General features: G+C 65.9%; 14 protein-coding genes. 7 read left to right on the top strand and 7 right to left on the bottom strand.

Going from position 1 to position 14,125, the window contains the following annotated elements:
- Nucleotides 1-2: 2 nt before the first annotated feature.
- Both ACWXWW_RS09265 and ACWXWW_RS09260 read left to right on the top strand, forming a co-directional pair.
- Nucleotides 3-3,011, top strand: a complete 3,009-nt coding sequence (locus ACWXWW_RS09265; protein WP_455969705.1) for a restriction endonuclease — start codon at nt 3-5, stop codon at nt 3,009-3,011.
- A gap of 29 nt (nt 3,012-3,040) precedes the next feature.
- Complete coding sequence (locus ACWXWW_RS09260; RefSeq protein ID WP_455969704.1) at nt 3,041-5,632, top strand: TrlF family AAA-like ATPase; 2,592 nt, start codon at nt 3,041-3,043, stop codon at nt 5,630-5,632.
- 13 nt (nt 5,633-5,645) lie between these two features.
- On the opposite strand, the gene ACWXWW_RS09255 is transcribed toward ACWXWW_RS09260, so the two are convergent.
- Together ACWXWW_RS09255 and ACWXWW_RS09250 are read right to left on the bottom strand one after the other, a co-directional pair.
- A complete protein-coding gene (locus tag ACWXWW_RS09255; RefSeq protein ID WP_455969703.1) occupies nt 5,646-5,975 on the bottom strand; it encodes a hypothetical protein in 330 nt (109 codons plus the stop codon).
- A 41-nt stretch (nt 5,976-6,016) separates the two neighbouring features.
- Nucleotides 6,017-6,817 carry an FAD-dependent monooxygenase gene (locus tag ACWXWW_RS09250; protein WP_455969702.1) on the bottom strand — a complete coding sequence of 267 codons (801 nt, stop codon included), beginning with the start codon at nt 6,815-6,817 and terminating at the stop codon, nt 6,017-6,019.
- 213 nt (nt 6,818-7,030) lie between these two features.
- On the opposite strand from ACWXWW_RS09250, the gene ACWXWW_RS09245 reads away from it, so the two are divergent.
- From ACWXWW_RS09245 to ACWXWW_RS09235, 3 genes are all read left to right on the top strand, one after another.
- Entirely contained in the window at nt 7,031-7,888 is an 858-nt protein-coding gene (locus ACWXWW_RS09245; protein WP_455969700.1) for a hypothetical protein, read from the top strand.
- Between the two features lie 21 nt (nt 7,889-7,909).
- On the top strand, nt 7,910-8,332 hold the full coding sequence (locus tag ACWXWW_RS09240) for a PIN domain-containing protein (protein WP_455969699.1): 423 nt from the start codon (nt 7,910-7,912) through the stop codon (nt 8,330-8,332).
- Between the two features lie 306 nt (nt 8,333-8,638).
- Nucleotides 8,639-9,199 (top strand): hypothetical protein, encoded by a 561-nt coding sequence (locus ACWXWW_RS09235; RefSeq protein WP_455969698.1) that lies wholly within the window; start codon nt 8,639-8,641, stop codon nt 9,197-9,199.
- Nucleotides 9,200-9,230: 31 nt separating this feature from the next.
- On the opposite strand, the gene ACWXWW_RS09230 is transcribed toward ACWXWW_RS09235, so the two are convergent.
- Genes ACWXWW_RS09230 through ACWXWW_RS09220 form a run of 3 tightly spaced genes read right to left on the bottom strand, consistent with a single transcriptional unit; the run spans nt 9,231 to nt 10,471 of the window.
- The gene (locus ACWXWW_RS09230) at nt 9,231-9,626 is read right to left on the bottom strand and encodes a type II toxin-antitoxin system VapC family toxin (protein ID WP_455969696.1); all 396 of its coding nucleotides are present in this window, start codon (nt 9,624-9,626) and stop codon (nt 9,231-9,233) included.
- Nucleotides 9,623-9,886, bottom strand: coding sequence for a hypothetical protein (locus tag ACWXWW_RS09225; protein WP_282979909.1), 264 nt, complete (start codon nt 9,884-9,886; stop codon nt 9,623-9,625). The genes ACWXWW_RS09230 and ACWXWW_RS09225 overlap by 4 nt, the downstream gene beginning before the upstream one ends.
- Nucleotides 9,887-9,937: 51 nt before the next feature.
- Entirely contained in the window at nt 9,938-10,471 is a 534-nt protein-coding gene (locus tag ACWXWW_RS09220) for a DUF6630 family protein (RefSeq protein WP_455969695.1), read from the bottom strand.
- 213 nt (nt 10,472-10,684) lie between these two features.
- Between ACWXWW_RS09220 and ACWXWW_RS09215 the strand changes: the two genes are divergently transcribed.
- Complete coding sequence (locus ACWXWW_RS09215) at nt 10,685-12,493, top strand: phosphatase PAP2 family protein (RefSeq protein ID WP_455969694.1); 1,809 nt, start codon at nt 10,685-10,687, stop codon at nt 12,491-12,493.
- Between the two features lie 210 nt (nt 12,494-12,703).
- Here ACWXWW_RS09215 and ACWXWW_RS09210 read toward each other — a convergent pair whose 3' ends face one another.
- Nucleotides 12,704-13,036, bottom strand: coding sequence for a TfoX/Sxy family protein (locus ACWXWW_RS09210; protein ID WP_271174138.1), 333 nt, complete (start codon nt 13,034-13,036; stop codon nt 12,704-12,706).
- A 2-nt stretch (nt 13,037-13,038) separates the two neighbouring features.
- Nucleotides 13,039-13,419: a hypothetical protein gene (locus tag ACWXWW_RS09205; RefSeq protein ID WP_455969693.1), complete on the bottom strand. Its 381-nt coding sequence runs from the start codon at nt 13,417-13,419 to the stop codon at nt 13,039-13,041.
- A gap of 66 nt (nt 13,420-13,485) precedes the next feature.
- Here ACWXWW_RS09205 and ACWXWW_RS09200 point away from each other — a divergent pair, with 66 nt between their 5' ends.
- A complete protein-coding gene (locus tag ACWXWW_RS09200; RefSeq protein ID WP_455969692.1) occupies nt 13,486-14,112 on the top strand; it encodes a winged helix-turn-helix transcriptional regulator in 627 nt (208 codons plus the stop codon).
- The last annotated feature ends 13 nt before the right edge of the window (nt 14,113-14,125 follow it).

Raw genomic sequence — 14,125 nt, 5'->3', positions numbered from 1 at the left:
TCATGGGCGATAGCACAGCGAGTAGCGGATTCAAGTTCGACGCCAGCCAGCCGTATCAGCTCGACGCGATCAAGTCTGTGGTCGACCTGTTCGACGGCCAGCCGAAGGACGTCGAGAAGCTGGAGACAACGCTGCGCGGCCAGGTGGCTGCGCTCGACGAGACCGACAACGCGGCGCTCGACCTCGATCTGACTCAGGAGGTCGGCGCAGTCGGTAACCGCCTGGTGCTCGACCGCGACACAGTGCTGGCCAACCTGCAACGCGTGCAGGACAAGAACGGCCTCGAGGTTGCCTCGAAGCTGTTCGATGACTCTGGCCTGGACTTTGATATCGAGATGGAGACGGGTACGGGCAAGACGTACGTGTACCTCCGCACCATCTTCGAGCTGGCCGCACAGTACAACTTCACGAAGTTCGTCATCCTGGTGCCGAGCGTCGCGATCCGCGAGGGCGTGAACACGAGCATTCGCCTCATGCGCTCGCACTTCGAGGACCTGTACAAGAAGCGCAACATCACCTTCGACTCGTCGGTCTACAGCGGTAAGACGGCTGAGGAGGTGCAGTCGTTCGCGACGTCTACCAACGTGCAGATCATGGTTATGACGATCGACTCGATCCGTGGCAATGCGAATACGCGCATCATCCACCAGACGCGCGACAAGCTGAACGGTCTCAAGCCGATCGACTACCTGAAGGCGACGCATCCGGTCGTCATCATGGACGAGCCGCAGAACATGGAGTCCCTGCTCTCTCAGTCGGCCGTGAGTGAGCTCGACCCGGTGTTCACGTTGCGCTACAGCGCGACGCACAAGAAGCTCCGCAACGTCGTCTACCGACTCGATCCGGTCGACGCGCACGACCTCGGTCTGGTGAAGCAGATCGTGGTGGCCGACGTGCAGCAGCAGGGTGCCGATGCGACGCCGTACATCAAGCTGGTCGAGGTCAAGAACGACAAGGGCTGGGTTGCTCGGCTGGAGCTGTCCTGCCGCAAGGCGGACGGCTCACTTGAGCGCCGGGTGGTGAACGTCAAGCAGAACCAGGAGCTGTCTGATCCTCGCCTGACGGACAACGCAGCGTATGACGGCTGGCGTATCAACGAGATGAGCATCGAACCCGCCTATGTCGATCTGACATTTCACGGCTACCTACACCAGGGCGAGAGCATCGGCGGATCGTCGGGCGCGATCTATAAGGCGATGATCCGCGAGACGATCAAGGAGCACCTCCGGAAAGAGAAGCAGCTGCGCCCTAGAGGCATCAAGGTGCTCAGCCTGTTCTTCATCGACAAGGTGGAGAGCTTCCTCGGCGACGGCTCGAACAACAACGACGCGAACGGTCAGTTCGTGCAGTGGTTCGACGAGCTATTCCGTGAAGAGCGTGCCGAGTCGCCACAGTGGCAGGAACTGCTCCCGCAGGATCCGGCCGAGTTGCGACGTGGCTACTTCTCTGTGCTTAAAGGGAAGAAGGGTGCGGTCGACAAGTTCCAGGACACGTCCGGCACCACGAAGGCCGATGACGACGCCTACGAGCTGATCATGCAGGACAAGGAGCGCCTGCTCGACGAGAAAGAACCCGTGCGGTTCATCTTCAGCCATTCCGCCCTGCGTGAAGGCTGGGACAACCCGAACGTTTTCCAAATCTGCACGCTGCGGGAGATGGGCGCTGAGACGGAGCGCCGTCAGACCCTCGGGCGTGGACTGCGCCTGCCTGTCGCAAGGAGCGAGGGCGGCTACGAGCGTGTGGCTGACCGCGGCATCGCGACGCTGACCGTGGTGGCAAACGAGTCGTATAAGCAGTTCGCTGAAGCGCTCCAGAAGGAGTACAAGGACGCGGGCGTCGAGATCGGGCGTGTGCGCAAGGCGGAGTTCTCGAAGATCCCGCTGCAGAACGCGGACGGATCGCTCACCGATGAGAACCTCGGCTACGAGGGATCCGTGTCGATCTGGGAGCACCTGCTCTCACAGAAGCTCATCGACAAGGACGGCGTCGTGCAGCCGAAGTTCCAGCCCAACACGCTCGACTTCACCCTCAACCTGCCCGTCGATCTCGCGTGGGCTGAGTCGTTCGTCATCGAGTTGATCGGGCGCGCCAACATCGGGAAGTACGTCAAGTCGAAGACCAAGCGCCACTCCCGCACGCTTAACAAGGAACTGTTCGCGAACCCGGAGTTCGAGCATTTCTGGGAGACGATCAGCCGCCGCACGACGTACCGCGTCGAGGTGGAGCGCGACAAGATCATCGAGAACTCGGTCAAGGCGATCAAGGCCGCACCGAAGATCGATCCGCTGCGCATCGAGGTCACTCGCGCAGGAATCAAGGTGTTGCGTGGTGGCGCAAGGGGGTCCGAGATCCGCTCACCTCGCCAGCAGGAGCTCCGAGGCAGCTACGACCTGCCCGACATCATCGGGGAGTTGCAGGAGGCTACTTCCCTCACTCGCAAGACCATCGTGGATATCCTCATCGGCAGTGGTCGGCTGGGTGAGTTCATCTCGAACCCGAACGATTTCATCGCCATGGCGAAGCGCATCATGCAGACCGAGCTCGCCAAGCTCGTAGTGGACGGGGTGCAGTACGAGAAGATCGCAGGATCGGTCTACGAGCTGCGTGAGCTTCGTAGGGACGGCGAGGAGGAGAAGGAGCGCTTCCTCGACCAGATGTACGAGCTCGAGAACGCCGACAAGTCGACATTCGACTACGTCATCTACGACTCGGATCCGGAGCGGCAGTTCGCTGAGTTGCTCGACGGTCGAGAGGACATCAAGTTCTTCATGAAGCTGCCCGACAAGTTCAAGATCGACACCCCGGTCGGACCTTACAACCCGGACTGGGCGATCGTGAAGCACGAGGACGGCGAGGAGCGCGTCTACATGATCCGAGAGACGAAGAGTACCGAAGACGAGATCAAGCGCCGACCGACGGAGAACGCGAAGATCAAGTCCGCGAAGCAGCACTTCCAAGCGATCGGTGTGCCGGACTACGCGGTGTCGGTGCCGGGGAGCTGGAAGCTGTGACTAGTGTCAGCAGGGTAGGTGCGCGATGGGTGCGAGCAGCGCTTCAGGTAAACCCATATGCGTACGAGGGTAAGAACGCGCCTTCGGCGACGTACAACTCGGAGGCCGAATACAACGAAGCGCTGCTTGACGAATGCGAAGCACAGGGCATCGAGCTGTTCGCGGTCACGGATCACTGGAAGGTCGACTCCGCGCTTCAGCTCATCCGCGACGCATCTGATCGAGGCATCGTCGGCCTTCCCGGCTTCGAAGCAAACTCCGACGAGGGCATCCATGTCCTAGTGATCTTTGAGGCGGGGACCAGCGCGTCGACGATAAACGCCGCGATCGGCATGTGTGGCGCGGCGCCTGGCTGTGCCAATGGGACAACCGGCGCGTCGTTCGCCGACATCCTCGAGAAGATGACCACGCAGGGCGCGCTCGTGATTCCTGCTCACGTCAACGTCCCGAACAGTGGCCTTCTGACTGGCCGCGGTGGACAGCCTCTCGTTACCAAGATCAAGCATCCCGATCTACATGCTCTCGGCATCACCCCAAGCCAGGCTGACGGTACGGATCAGGACGCGATCCTCAACGGCACCAGGCCTTATGACAGAGCTCACCCGCTCGCTGCAATCTATGCCGATGACGTAACGAAGCCCTCGGCCCTCCAGAGTCAGGGCGCAAGCTGCTGGTTCAAGGTCAGCCGCCTATCGGTGGACAGCCTCAAGCTTGCCGTTCGAACTCCTGAGACCCGAGTCTCACTTGTCGACCCAGCGACTGAAGCGCGCCCCACCCTGAAGGAAATATCATGGACCGGTGGCTTCCTCGACGGTGTGACAATCCCGCTTTCGACCGACCTCACCACGCTCATCGGCGGACGAGGAACCGGAAAGTCGACCGCCATTGAGAGCCTTCGGTTCGTCCTTGGTCTCACGCCCATCGGAGCAGAGGCGAAACGTGATCATGATGGCATCATCAGCGGTGTCCTCAAGTCGGGCACCGTCGTGAAGCTGCTCGTCGAAACCACGTCACCGTCGGTGCGCACATTCACCGTCGAGCGATCCGTCAACAACTTGCCGGTCGTGAAGGATGAGAGCGGTACCGTCACAAATCTTCAGCCGGTTGACGTGATCGCGAACGTTGAAATCTTTGGGCAACATGAACTCGCGGAATTGACGACCGATAGCTCGAAGGTTGCGAGCATGTTACAGCGTTTCCAGGGAAACGGCGACTTTAGTGCAGAGCACATCGACACCCTTTCCAAGCTCAAAGAGAACCGCGAGAAGCTGAGTCGCGCAGAGGATAGCCGAGCTCAGCTTGAGGACGAGCTGTCTGATATTCCTCGGCTCAAGGAGCAAGTCCAGCATTATACGGACACCGACGTACCTACGCGGCTCACGGAAGTGACGCGTCTGAACCAAGACGAGGCCGTCTTCAAGGAGGCCAAAGCCCGGGTTGTCTCCGCGCAGGACGCACTCACCACACTTACGGACGATCAGTTGATTGCGAAGGTGGGGGCGGCATTCGAGAACATCGATGATTCTCCGCAAGCTGAGATCCTGAAGCGTGCGGAGGAGGCATCTGGCGCACTAGCGAAGAAGCTGGGCGACCTCGCGTTCGAAGCTCGCCAGGCGTTTCGGGACGCCGAGGCCGCGATCAGCAGTGCGGAAACTGTTTGGACTGACGCGGTTCGCGAACAGCGAGATGAGCACGCTGAAGTTCTTCGGAAGCTCGTGGAAGAGGGCCTCGATCCAACCAAGTACCTTGTGACGAAGAAGGCACTGGACGACCTGAAGGCGAAGGAGTCGCGTCGTGCCGGCATTGCAAAGACGATTGAGAGTCTTACCTCGGAACGGAAGGGTCTCCTCCAAGCGCTCGCCGATCACGAAAACGCGCGAGCAAAGGCTCTGACAGAAGCAGTCCGCGCGGCAAACGCCGCGACGGGCGGGGTTGTAATCGTGAAGCCCATTGCTGCGAAGGACCGTGGCCATATCAAGGCACTCATTGAGCAGTCGATAGCTGGCCAACGCACACGCATCATGGCGGCGATCGATCAGGATGGGTTCTCGACCCGAGCCCTCGTGGAGGCTGCTCGAAAGGGAGAGGCGGAGCTGAGCGCGCGGTTCTCGATCAGTGGGGCACAGGGGAGAGCACTGCTCGCAGCGGGAGAACCACTCCTTCGACAGCTCGAGGAGCTGTCCGTCGGGCAAGCCGTCGAGGTGCAGCTCGATGTCCAGGCCGGTTCTGGAACTCGCGAGTTCAAGCGGATGGACGACCTTTCCAAGGGTCAGCGGGCGACGGCGCTACTTCTGCTCCTGCTCGGGGCGTCTAGCGCGCCGCTGATCATTGACCAGCCTGAAGACGACCTCGACAACCGGTTCGTCTACGACGGCATCGTTAGCAACCTCCGCGGCCTCAAGGGGAAGCGTCAGATCATCGCGAGCACCCATAACGCGAACGTTCCAGTGCTCGGTGACGCCGAGTTGATCGTCGCGCTCGAAGGCGATGGTCAGAACGGCCGAACTGCAGTGGACGGGGTTGGATCATTGGACGACGTGGCCATTCGTTCGCACGTCGAGAACGTACTCGAAGGAGGGCCAGCCGCATTCAACGCTCGCCAACATCTCTACGGCTTCTAGTGCACGTCTCCGGTCAATACCGGCCGCGGCTCAGGCTTATTCGAGGCCGGGCATGCGGACGTAGTGCGCCCGGTAGCGCTGCTGACACGCCTGCTTCGCCAGCGCCGAGCCGAGGTAGGACTTCCCCGGAGCCGGTGAACCCTTGGAACACGACCCTCATGTGCCGGGTGATGAACTGGTGGGTGGCAAGTTGGGCGATCACAGCCCTGTCGAGGCCGCGCCGTTCGAGCATGTCGACCCGGCGGAGGTCCGCGTTGGGGTAATGGAGCCCCGCCCGTCGGATAAGGCCTTCGACGACTTTGGTGTGGGTGAACGCGGCGTGGGCGTCGTTGACGGCGAGCATGACCCGGTCCCCGAGTGCCAACCCTTTCGTGAGCCCTCGTCCTAAATGTCGAACGCATCGACGAGGGCGAGGACCCCCATCTCCCGAGATGGGGGAGTGGGCGCCGAAGTCCGTCCCGGCGAAGGCGCGGAGCTGTGATCGGAACTCGTCGAGCGTCGGGGGCACGGTGCGGTCGTCCGAGACGGATGCCGCGGCACGACCGCGCGGAAGTGGCCATCCGGTGTTGGGCCGATGCCGAACCCGCGATGCGTCTGGCGCACCTCGTCCGAGATCACGGCCACCTCATCCGCCGGCGCCGTGATCTCGATCTCGCCGAGCAGCCACTCCGTCGTCGCGGCCTCACCGGGGAACCCGATGCCGAGCGCACGGCGCACGAGGCTGCGACCGCCGTCGCAGCCGACCATCCACCGGGAGCGCACCCTCGTGCCATCCGCGAGCTCGACCGTGACGCCATCCTCACCCTGTGTGAAGCCGACGACCTCGATGCCGCGGCGGATGTCGGCGCCGAGCTCAGCGGCGCGTTCGGCGAGCAGGCGGTCGGTGATCGGCTGGGGGATGCCGAGGATATACCCGTGCGCGGTGTCGAGGTCGGCAGGCTGCGGCTTGTCGATTCCCGCGAAGCGCCCGACTCCGGGGTACCTCGTGCCGTGCTCGAGGAAGCGCTCGAGCAGCCCGCGCTGATCGAGGATCTCGATGCTGCGCGCGTGGAGCCCGAGTGATCGCACGAGGCGGGTTGGCTCCGCGTCGCGCTCGAGGACAAGCACGCTGACGTCGTGGAGGCGCAGCTCGCTTGCGAGCATCATGCCCGTCGGGCCGCCGCCGATGATGATCACGTCGTACATGTGCCGCCCCCTCCCGCGCCGGAATCTCCGGCGCGGCGGACCATTCTGCTCCGCGCCGGGGGCCTTGCGGCAAGCCCCTGGGCCGCCGATATCCTGAAGGTGGCAGGAGGCGTTCGAGCTTCCTGCCTTTGTCGTCTCCGGCGCGATGAGAAATGTCTGCGGGTGGATCTAACCTGATCTGAAGACCAGGGTTGACCTTCGGAGGTGATCCCCTTGGCAGCAGAGTTCGAGTTCCGACTGATCGGCGGAACGGCTCCCAGCGGTGAACTCGAGGCCGATGACCTCATCGCGCTTGCGCAGAGCCTCAAGGAGGTCGCGACCAAACTGAGCCGTCGCGAGATGCAGGCTGAGCCGATCGGCCGACCCGGGAAGCGCACCAGGGAGATCGCCAGTCTCGCCATCGGACTTGCTTCAGGCAGTACGCGCGTGCTTGTTCACAGATTGACTGGCAGAGCGGGTGCTCTCGATTTCGATCTCGACGAAGAGCGTGCGTTCGACGAGAAGTTCGAAGCCCTGGTCAAATCCATCGCGCGGGACGAGCGCCCAGCGTGGATGCCCACCACGCTCGCTATCGCCACGGGAAAGCTCCGGGCGGCGCTCGAAGGCGCGGCAGAGGAGGTGGAGTTCGCGGTCGACGGCGACGTCCGGACGATATTCTCGACAGCATCCACGCACAGGGAGACCTGGCAGGTAGCGGACATCGAGGCCGACGTGGTCACATTCGTCGGTCGCCTCCGCGCTGTGAATCTCGACAGCCATCGGCTGCAGGTCACAGACGATCTGGAGCACAAGATCGCGCTCATCGACGTCGAGGATGATGCCAAGGTCGGGCGGCTGCTCAATGAGTACGTTTCGGTCACCGGCTATCCGGAACTCGATGCGAAAGGCCGTCTTTCGCGGATCTACCTCCCGAAGATCGAACCAGCGCAGCCGCTGCCCGCCGACGCGGGTGTTCGCGATGCAGTGCCCCTGGAAGAGATTCTGTCGAGCGCAGCCGGCCCGGTGATGGGGGGGATAACGGACCTGACCGACGATGAGGTCCGTTCGTTCTTCGAGGCGATCGGGCGCTGACCGGTGGGGGTGCGGGCGGCATTGCTGGACACGGATGTCTTCAGCGCGCTCTACATCACGCCTTCGCGGATCGTGGCGAAGCAAGCGCATCCCGTGGAACGATGGCGGACCGCCCTCACAGGACGCAGGCCGCTGATCGCGTTCCAGACTCGCGCGGAGGTGCTGAGCGGAGCGCTTCTCGTCGGCTGGGGAGAAGCCCGACTCGGCATGGTCCGCCGTGAGCTGGACGCAACGCCGACAGTCGACATCGACAGGGACGTCGTGGAGTCATACGCAGAACTGCTTAGCGCGGCTAAGCGCATGGGACATCCGCTGGGAGATAAGAGCCGGCATGTCGGCGACCGCTGGATCGCTGCGTGTGCGATTGCGAAGGAACTCCCGCTCCTGACCGGAAACCGCAAGCATTTCGCGGGGGCGCCAGGACTTGTCCTGCTCGATGACTGAATGAAGCCGTCGCCGGGCTGTCGTCGACGGCGTCAGCACCTCGACGCCGCGGCGGCGAGGACGGCGCAGCTCAGAGCTCGGCGTCGACGATCTGCGTATTCCCACGCGGGACGACCTCGCGCGAGCGGTGGACTTCGAGTGATCATCCTCGACACGAACGTCGTCTCCGAGCTCTTCCGGCCATCGCCGGAACCGCGCGTCGCCGAATAGTGCTCGACCCGTGGGAGTGGGACGGCCGGGCCTGACGTTCGGCGTCCCGCGCGCGTGCGCCGTGCCATCCGCTTCTCTCCTGGCAGGATGACCCGGATGATCGCCGTCGAGATCGCACCCGTGACGCTGCCGGACACCGTCGACGCGCGCGACGCGCGGGATTTCCTCGACTACCTCGAGGTCGCCGCGACCGTCATGCGGGAGCAGAGCGGCGCCGGTGTCGGCGCGCAGAAGCCTGCCGACGCGCTCGACCGGCTGCGCGGCGCGACGTGCGTCCCGCTGCTCGCGCGCATCGCCGGGCGGGCCGCGGGCGCCGCGCAGTTCATGGCGCCGGCCGACGGGGGAGCGCTCGCGAGCATCAGCGTGTTCGTGCCGCGTCGCGACGCCGGCATCCTCGAGGCGATGCTCATCAAGGCCGTTGAGGAGCAGGCGCGGGCGCACTGGTTCGCGGCGGTCCGCGCGGTGAGCCTGCATCGCCGCGATACGGAGGGCGACGTCATCCCGGCGGCGGATGGCGGCGAGGCGGCTCCGCGCGACCCCCAGGCGCGGGCGCTCGCGGAGTCGGGCTATGCGCTCGAGACCGTCACGCGGCATCCGACGGGCTGGGGCGACCTGGAGTACCTCGCGGCGGAGTGGCGGAAGGACCTCGCGGGGTAGGAGCATCCGGTCGGGGATGCCGCGTGCCGTTTCACGGGGTGGCGGATCCTCGCACGAGGCGGACCTGTTGTGCCTCTGCGGCAGCGGCGAGCCTGTCGTCGAACGTCGCCAGCGCCGCGCCCAGCTGAGCCGCGGCGTCGAGCACGAAGGCGTCAGGCAGCTTCAAACCTGTCTCCACGCGCAGCGGGGCCACTCGAAGCGGCGCGTTCTCATCGAGGTCGACGCGAGAGATCTCCATGGCTTCGAGGAGGGCGAGCATGTCCTCAGCTCGACCGATTCGGGCTGGGCCGACGAGGCACTCGGTGATCGTCACGGCGTGCATGGCGAAGGTGTCGTCGCTCTCTTCGACGACTCTCCGGGCGCGCTCGTGCGCAGCGTCGTGTTTCGCCGCGTATGCGATCACGACACTCGCGTCCAGGACGATCATTCGCGCCAGTCCTCGCGCAGATCATCGAGATGGCCGGCTGGATACGCCTCGTCGAACGTGCCGCGAAGTCGCGCGAGCGCCTGGCGGCGTCGTTGACGCGACGTCTCCCGCTGCGACTCGATCTCCTGTGCGCGCTCGACGGCGAGCCGCGCGATCAGCTCACTGCGAGACGCGGTGGGCCAGTTCCGTCGAGCTGTCTCAAGGGCGTGCGCGACCGCATCGGTGACGGTCACCTGGATGCGTGGGAGCGAGGTCGGCATGACGGAAGTGTACCTCCAGCGAGCCTGGTGCACCACTGGCAGCCAAAGCCGTCAGGTCCCGCCCGCTGATCGCAGCGTGAACCCGTCTCCCTCGCCTCCGACCACGCGGGCGAACAGGTCGGCGGTAACGGGCACGAGCTGGTGACTGTCGGAGTCGATGTCGATGAGCAGCAGACGCATGCCCCGCGCCGCGAGCTGCTCGTCGATCGACACCAGAAGCGGCGGCAGCAAGCCGCCGCGTTCGAGCCGGTCGCCGAGATGATGGAGGATCCGACTCTCGGTCTCGTCGTCCCACGCGGGCGCCGCCAACCCGAGGCGAGCGCACGCGCGTGTCAGAGCAGCGCGGGTCGCGCCGAGATACTCCTCGCCGGACCAGTCGAGCCATACGATCGTGCCGGCCTCCTGCCCCACGCTGAGGAGCAGCTGGATGGCGGTCGGTCCGTCATCCTCGAACGGATCGTCGAGATCGGGGTACTTCTCGCCGAACGCCTCCGGGCCGAGCTCCGCGAGTTCGCCGCTGACCTCGCGCCACCGGGCGCGGCTCTCGTCGTCGAGCACGGTCTCAGCCAACTCGTCGATGGTCACAGCGTGCTCCTGCTCATGCGGGCCAGGGTAGCTCTGCCCCGGTCGTGGCGGTTGGGTCGGGAGGCCCGCTCATGGGTGAGAGTGTCGGCCCGAGACCGGGGAAGGCGTTTCCCGACCGTTCACCGCCATCCGCGAGCCTTCCGGCATCCCCTCCGCGGCCATCCGACCGCGCCCGCCGCGAGTCCGACCCGACGGACTCAGGAAGGAAGATCCGTGCCATCCGCATTCCCTCGTCGCAAGGCCGTCGCCTGCGCTGTGCTCCTCCCGCTCCTCGTCGGCCCGGCCTTCGCGCAGCCGGCCTTCGCCGCGAAGGACGACGACCTCGTCGACGCGTCGGCCATCGAGCCGCGCGCGGCGGCGTACGGCGCGTTCGTCGACACGTACCGCCAGAACACGACCGACTTCACGACGCCCGAGACGAACCCGGCGATCGGCGTGCTCTCCGAGATGCTCGAGTACTGGACGCCCGGCACCACCTGGAACGACGGCTCGGTCCTGAACGCCCGGGTGCATGAGCAGAACATCGCCGCGATCGAGCGGATCACGCAGAACCGCACCGGCGAGGAAGCCGATGCCGCCTACCTCGCCGACCGCCGCCACCAGAGCTACTCGATGATCGAGGGCCTCGAGGAGGACGCGCAGGAGTTCCGCGACCTCGCGAACGCGGGCACGACCATCCCCGACGAGATCCCCGCCGACGCGCTCACGACCAAGTACGACGACCGCGGCAACGACAACGGCGCCTGGGCCGATGTCGACTCCGAGCTCGGCAGCGTCGTGCAGCTCGTGAACACCGTGCGCGGGCCGTGGGCGACCTCGAACCGCGCCAAGGAGTACTACCAGTACATGCGCCCGTTCCGCTGGAGCGACGACGTCGTGCTCGTGCCCGAGCTCGAGCCGGTCAAGAAGCCCGAGGCGGAGGCCGCTTCGGACGGCGGATTCCCGAGCGGGCATACGAATGCCGCCTTCCTCGCGGGCATCGCGCTCGCCACGGCCGTGCCCGAGCACTACGACGACCTCCTGCTGCAGGCGTCCGACCTCGGCTACAGCCGTGCCGAGGCCGGGATGCACTCGGCGCTCGACATCATCGGCGGCCGCATCCTCGCGACGGGCCTCGCCGCGGCGACCCTCGCCGACGACGAGAACGCCGGGCTGATCGCCGAGGCCACGGCGGACGCCGACACCGCGCTCGACGCCGAGCTCGATCTCGACACCGACCGCGACGCGTACCAGGCGCGCCTCGCGGAGTACCTCGCGAACACCACGTTCGGCCTCGACCCCGTCGGCGAGGCGGGCGTCGCGCCGGTCGTGCCGGAAGGCGCCGAGGAGCTCATCCGCACGCGCTATCCCTACCTCGACGACGCGCAGCTGCGCTGGGTGCTCTACTCGACCGCGCTCGAGTCGGGTCTCCCCGTCGCGGATGACGCCGAGGGCTGGGGCCGGCTCAACCTCTTCGCCGCCGCGAACGGCTTCGGCGCGTTCGACCGCGACGTCGCCGTCTCGCTCGACGCGACGGCGGATGGCTACGGTGCGGTGGACGTGTGGCGGAACGACATCGACGGCGCGGGGTCGCTCACGCTCGACGGCACGGGCACGCTCATCCTCGCGGGCGAGAACTCCTTCACGGGCGGCGTGCGCGTGAAGGGCGGCGAGCTCGTCGCGACGACCGCGACCGCGCTCGGCACGGCCGACGTCGAGCTGCAGAGCGGCGTCGTCCGCGAGCAGGCGGATGGCACGCTCGAGGTCGGCGGGGAGCTCACGCAGAAGAAGGGCGCGACGCTCGCGCTCACGATCGAGGACGCGTCCGCTCCCGCCCTCTCGGTCGATGGCAAGGCGAAGCTGCGCGGCACGCTCGCGGTCGACGTGTCGGCGCTGGCCGAGGTGCCGGCAGAGCTGCCGCTCATCGAGGCCGCGAAGTTCCCGGGCGCGCTTCCGGCGCTCGAGGTCACGGGGCTGCCGGAGGGCTACCAGCCAGAGCTGCGGGTCGAGGGCGGTGTGCTCACACTGGTCGACGCGCGCTGACGTGGCGGCGGGCGGGGGAGATCCCCGCCCGCCGCCTGTCGCGTCGAGGACAACCCGCAAGGCTACGAACTGGGTGCCGCGAATCCGCGAGTTAAGTGTCGCGAATCCACGAGTTCACCGTCGCGAATCCGCGAGCTGAACCGCGCCTCGCAGAGCGCAGGGGCCTCGTCCGCGTTGCGCGCGAGGCCCCGCCACGCTGTCGCGTGGACGTCAGCCCGCTCGTTCCAGGCTCACGTCCACCCAGAACTGCAAGGCGTCCTCCGCCTGCACGTGCTCCGGCGCGACGTGCAGCCATCCGGGTCCCATCGTCCGCTCGCCCATGAAGGCCTGCTCGGCGGCGGTGCTCTCGATCAGCTCCGCATGACGGCTCGGTGCGACGTGAACCAGCAGCTCCCCGTCCTTGCCGGCCGTCACCGCCATCCGCTCGTCGACCATGAACGCGCGGCTGCCGAACATCGACACTTCGCGGACCACGCGCCCGTCGAGGAGCTCGCGGATGCGCGCCGCGAGCGCATCTCGCGCCGGTCGCTCGGCGGCAGCCACTGTCAGCGCCCGCCCTTTGCGAGGTAGTCCTGGCCGTCGTAGTGCAGCTGCAGCCGATCGATGACGCCGTCGCGAAGCGTGAAGAACTCGGCGATGCGCACCACGCCGCCCGGCATCGTCGCGTCGTAGAGGACGGCGGAGCCGCCCGTGCCATGCACCTCCTGGACGAGCTCGATTCCCTGCACCGTCGCGACGAAGCCCAGGGCGCCCTGGAGGAAGCCCTCCGTGGCATCGGGGATGTGGCCGGCGAGTGATCCCGTGAAGTCGAGATGGTCGGAGAGGAGCGGGCGGAGCGCGTCGCCATGGTCATAGGCATCGGCGCCGGACGTGAGCACGACGTAGTACTCCTGCAGGACACGCGGCGCGTCGCTGGAGACGATCATGGGGAACCTCCCGAGTCGAGTTACTATAAATTCTCAAGTGATCTTTCTCGAAGTCAAGAGGGTTCCGTGAAGTCATACGGCCAGCTGTGTGCGGTTGCGCGTGCTCTGGATGTGGTCGGCGATCGCTGGACGCTGCTGATCGTGCGCGAGCTGCTCATCCGGGGTCGTGCCCGATTCCGCGACCTGCAGGCGGGCCTGCCCGGTCTCGCACCGAATCTGCTCACCCAGCGCCTGCGCGACCTGGAGGGGGAAGGTGTGCTGCGACGCGAGCGGGGTATGCCGCGGAGCGACTACATCCTCACCGAACGCGGACGGGCGCTCGAGGGGGTCGTGCGCGAGCTGCTGAAATGGGGAGCGCCGACCGTGCGCGATGCGCCCGCCGACGCGATCTTCCAGATGCACTGGCTGAGCATGCCGGCGGCGCACCTGCTGCGCGACAGTCAGCCGAAGCGAGGTGCTGGGTGCGTGCGATTCGGCGATCCGGCGGACGGGTTCGACGTGCTCGTCGGTGACGGCACGGTCCGCGTCGGTCCGTGCGATGGCGGGCGGACTCCGGACGCCGTCGTGAAGGGTCCAGGGGCAGCTCTTGTCGGACTGGTCCAGGGTGCGCTGCCGCTCGAGCGCGCCGCGGCCGCGGGTGTCGCGATCGAGGGCGACGTCGAGGCGCTTCGCCGCATCCTGCCCGCGGGTTGAGCGGAGACAGAGC

The sequence above is a fragment of the Microbacterium sp. KNMS genome (assembly GCF_053851835.1).
The sequence above is the reverse complement of the archived record's forward strand: the minus strand, read 5'-3'. Positions and strand labels throughout refer to the sequence as shown.

Bases quoted from the DNA above. Each gene is read 5' to 3' on its own strand.
- ACWXWW_RS09265 (WP_455969705.1), top strand. From the start codon at position 3: ATGGGCGATAGCACAGCGAGTAGCGGATTCAAGTTCGACGCCAGCCAG.
- ACWXWW_RS09205 (WP_455969693.1), bottom strand. From the start codon at position 13,419: ATGATCGTCTCCAGCGACGCGCCGCGTGTCCTGCAGGAGTACTACGTC.
- ACWXWW_RS09230 (WP_455969696.1), bottom strand. From the start codon at position 9,626: ATGATCGTCCTGGACGCGAGTGTCGTGATCGCATACGCGGCGAAACAC.
- ACWXWW_RS09250 (WP_455969702.1), bottom strand. From the start codon at position 6,817: ATGTACGACGTGATCATCATCGGCGGCGGCCCGACGGGCATGATGCTC.
- ACWXWW_RS09225 (WP_282979909.1), bottom strand. From the start codon at position 9,886: ATGCCGACCTCGCTCCCACGCATCCAGGTGACCGTCACCGATGCGGTC.
- ACWXWW_RS09255 (WP_455969703.1), bottom strand. From the start codon at position 5,975: ATGCTCGCCGTCAACGACGCCCACGCCGCGTTCACCCACACCAAAGTC.
- ACWXWW_RS09235 (WP_455969698.1), top strand. From the start codon at position 8,639: ATGATCGCCGTCGAGATCGCACCCGTGACGCTGCCGGACACCGTCGAC.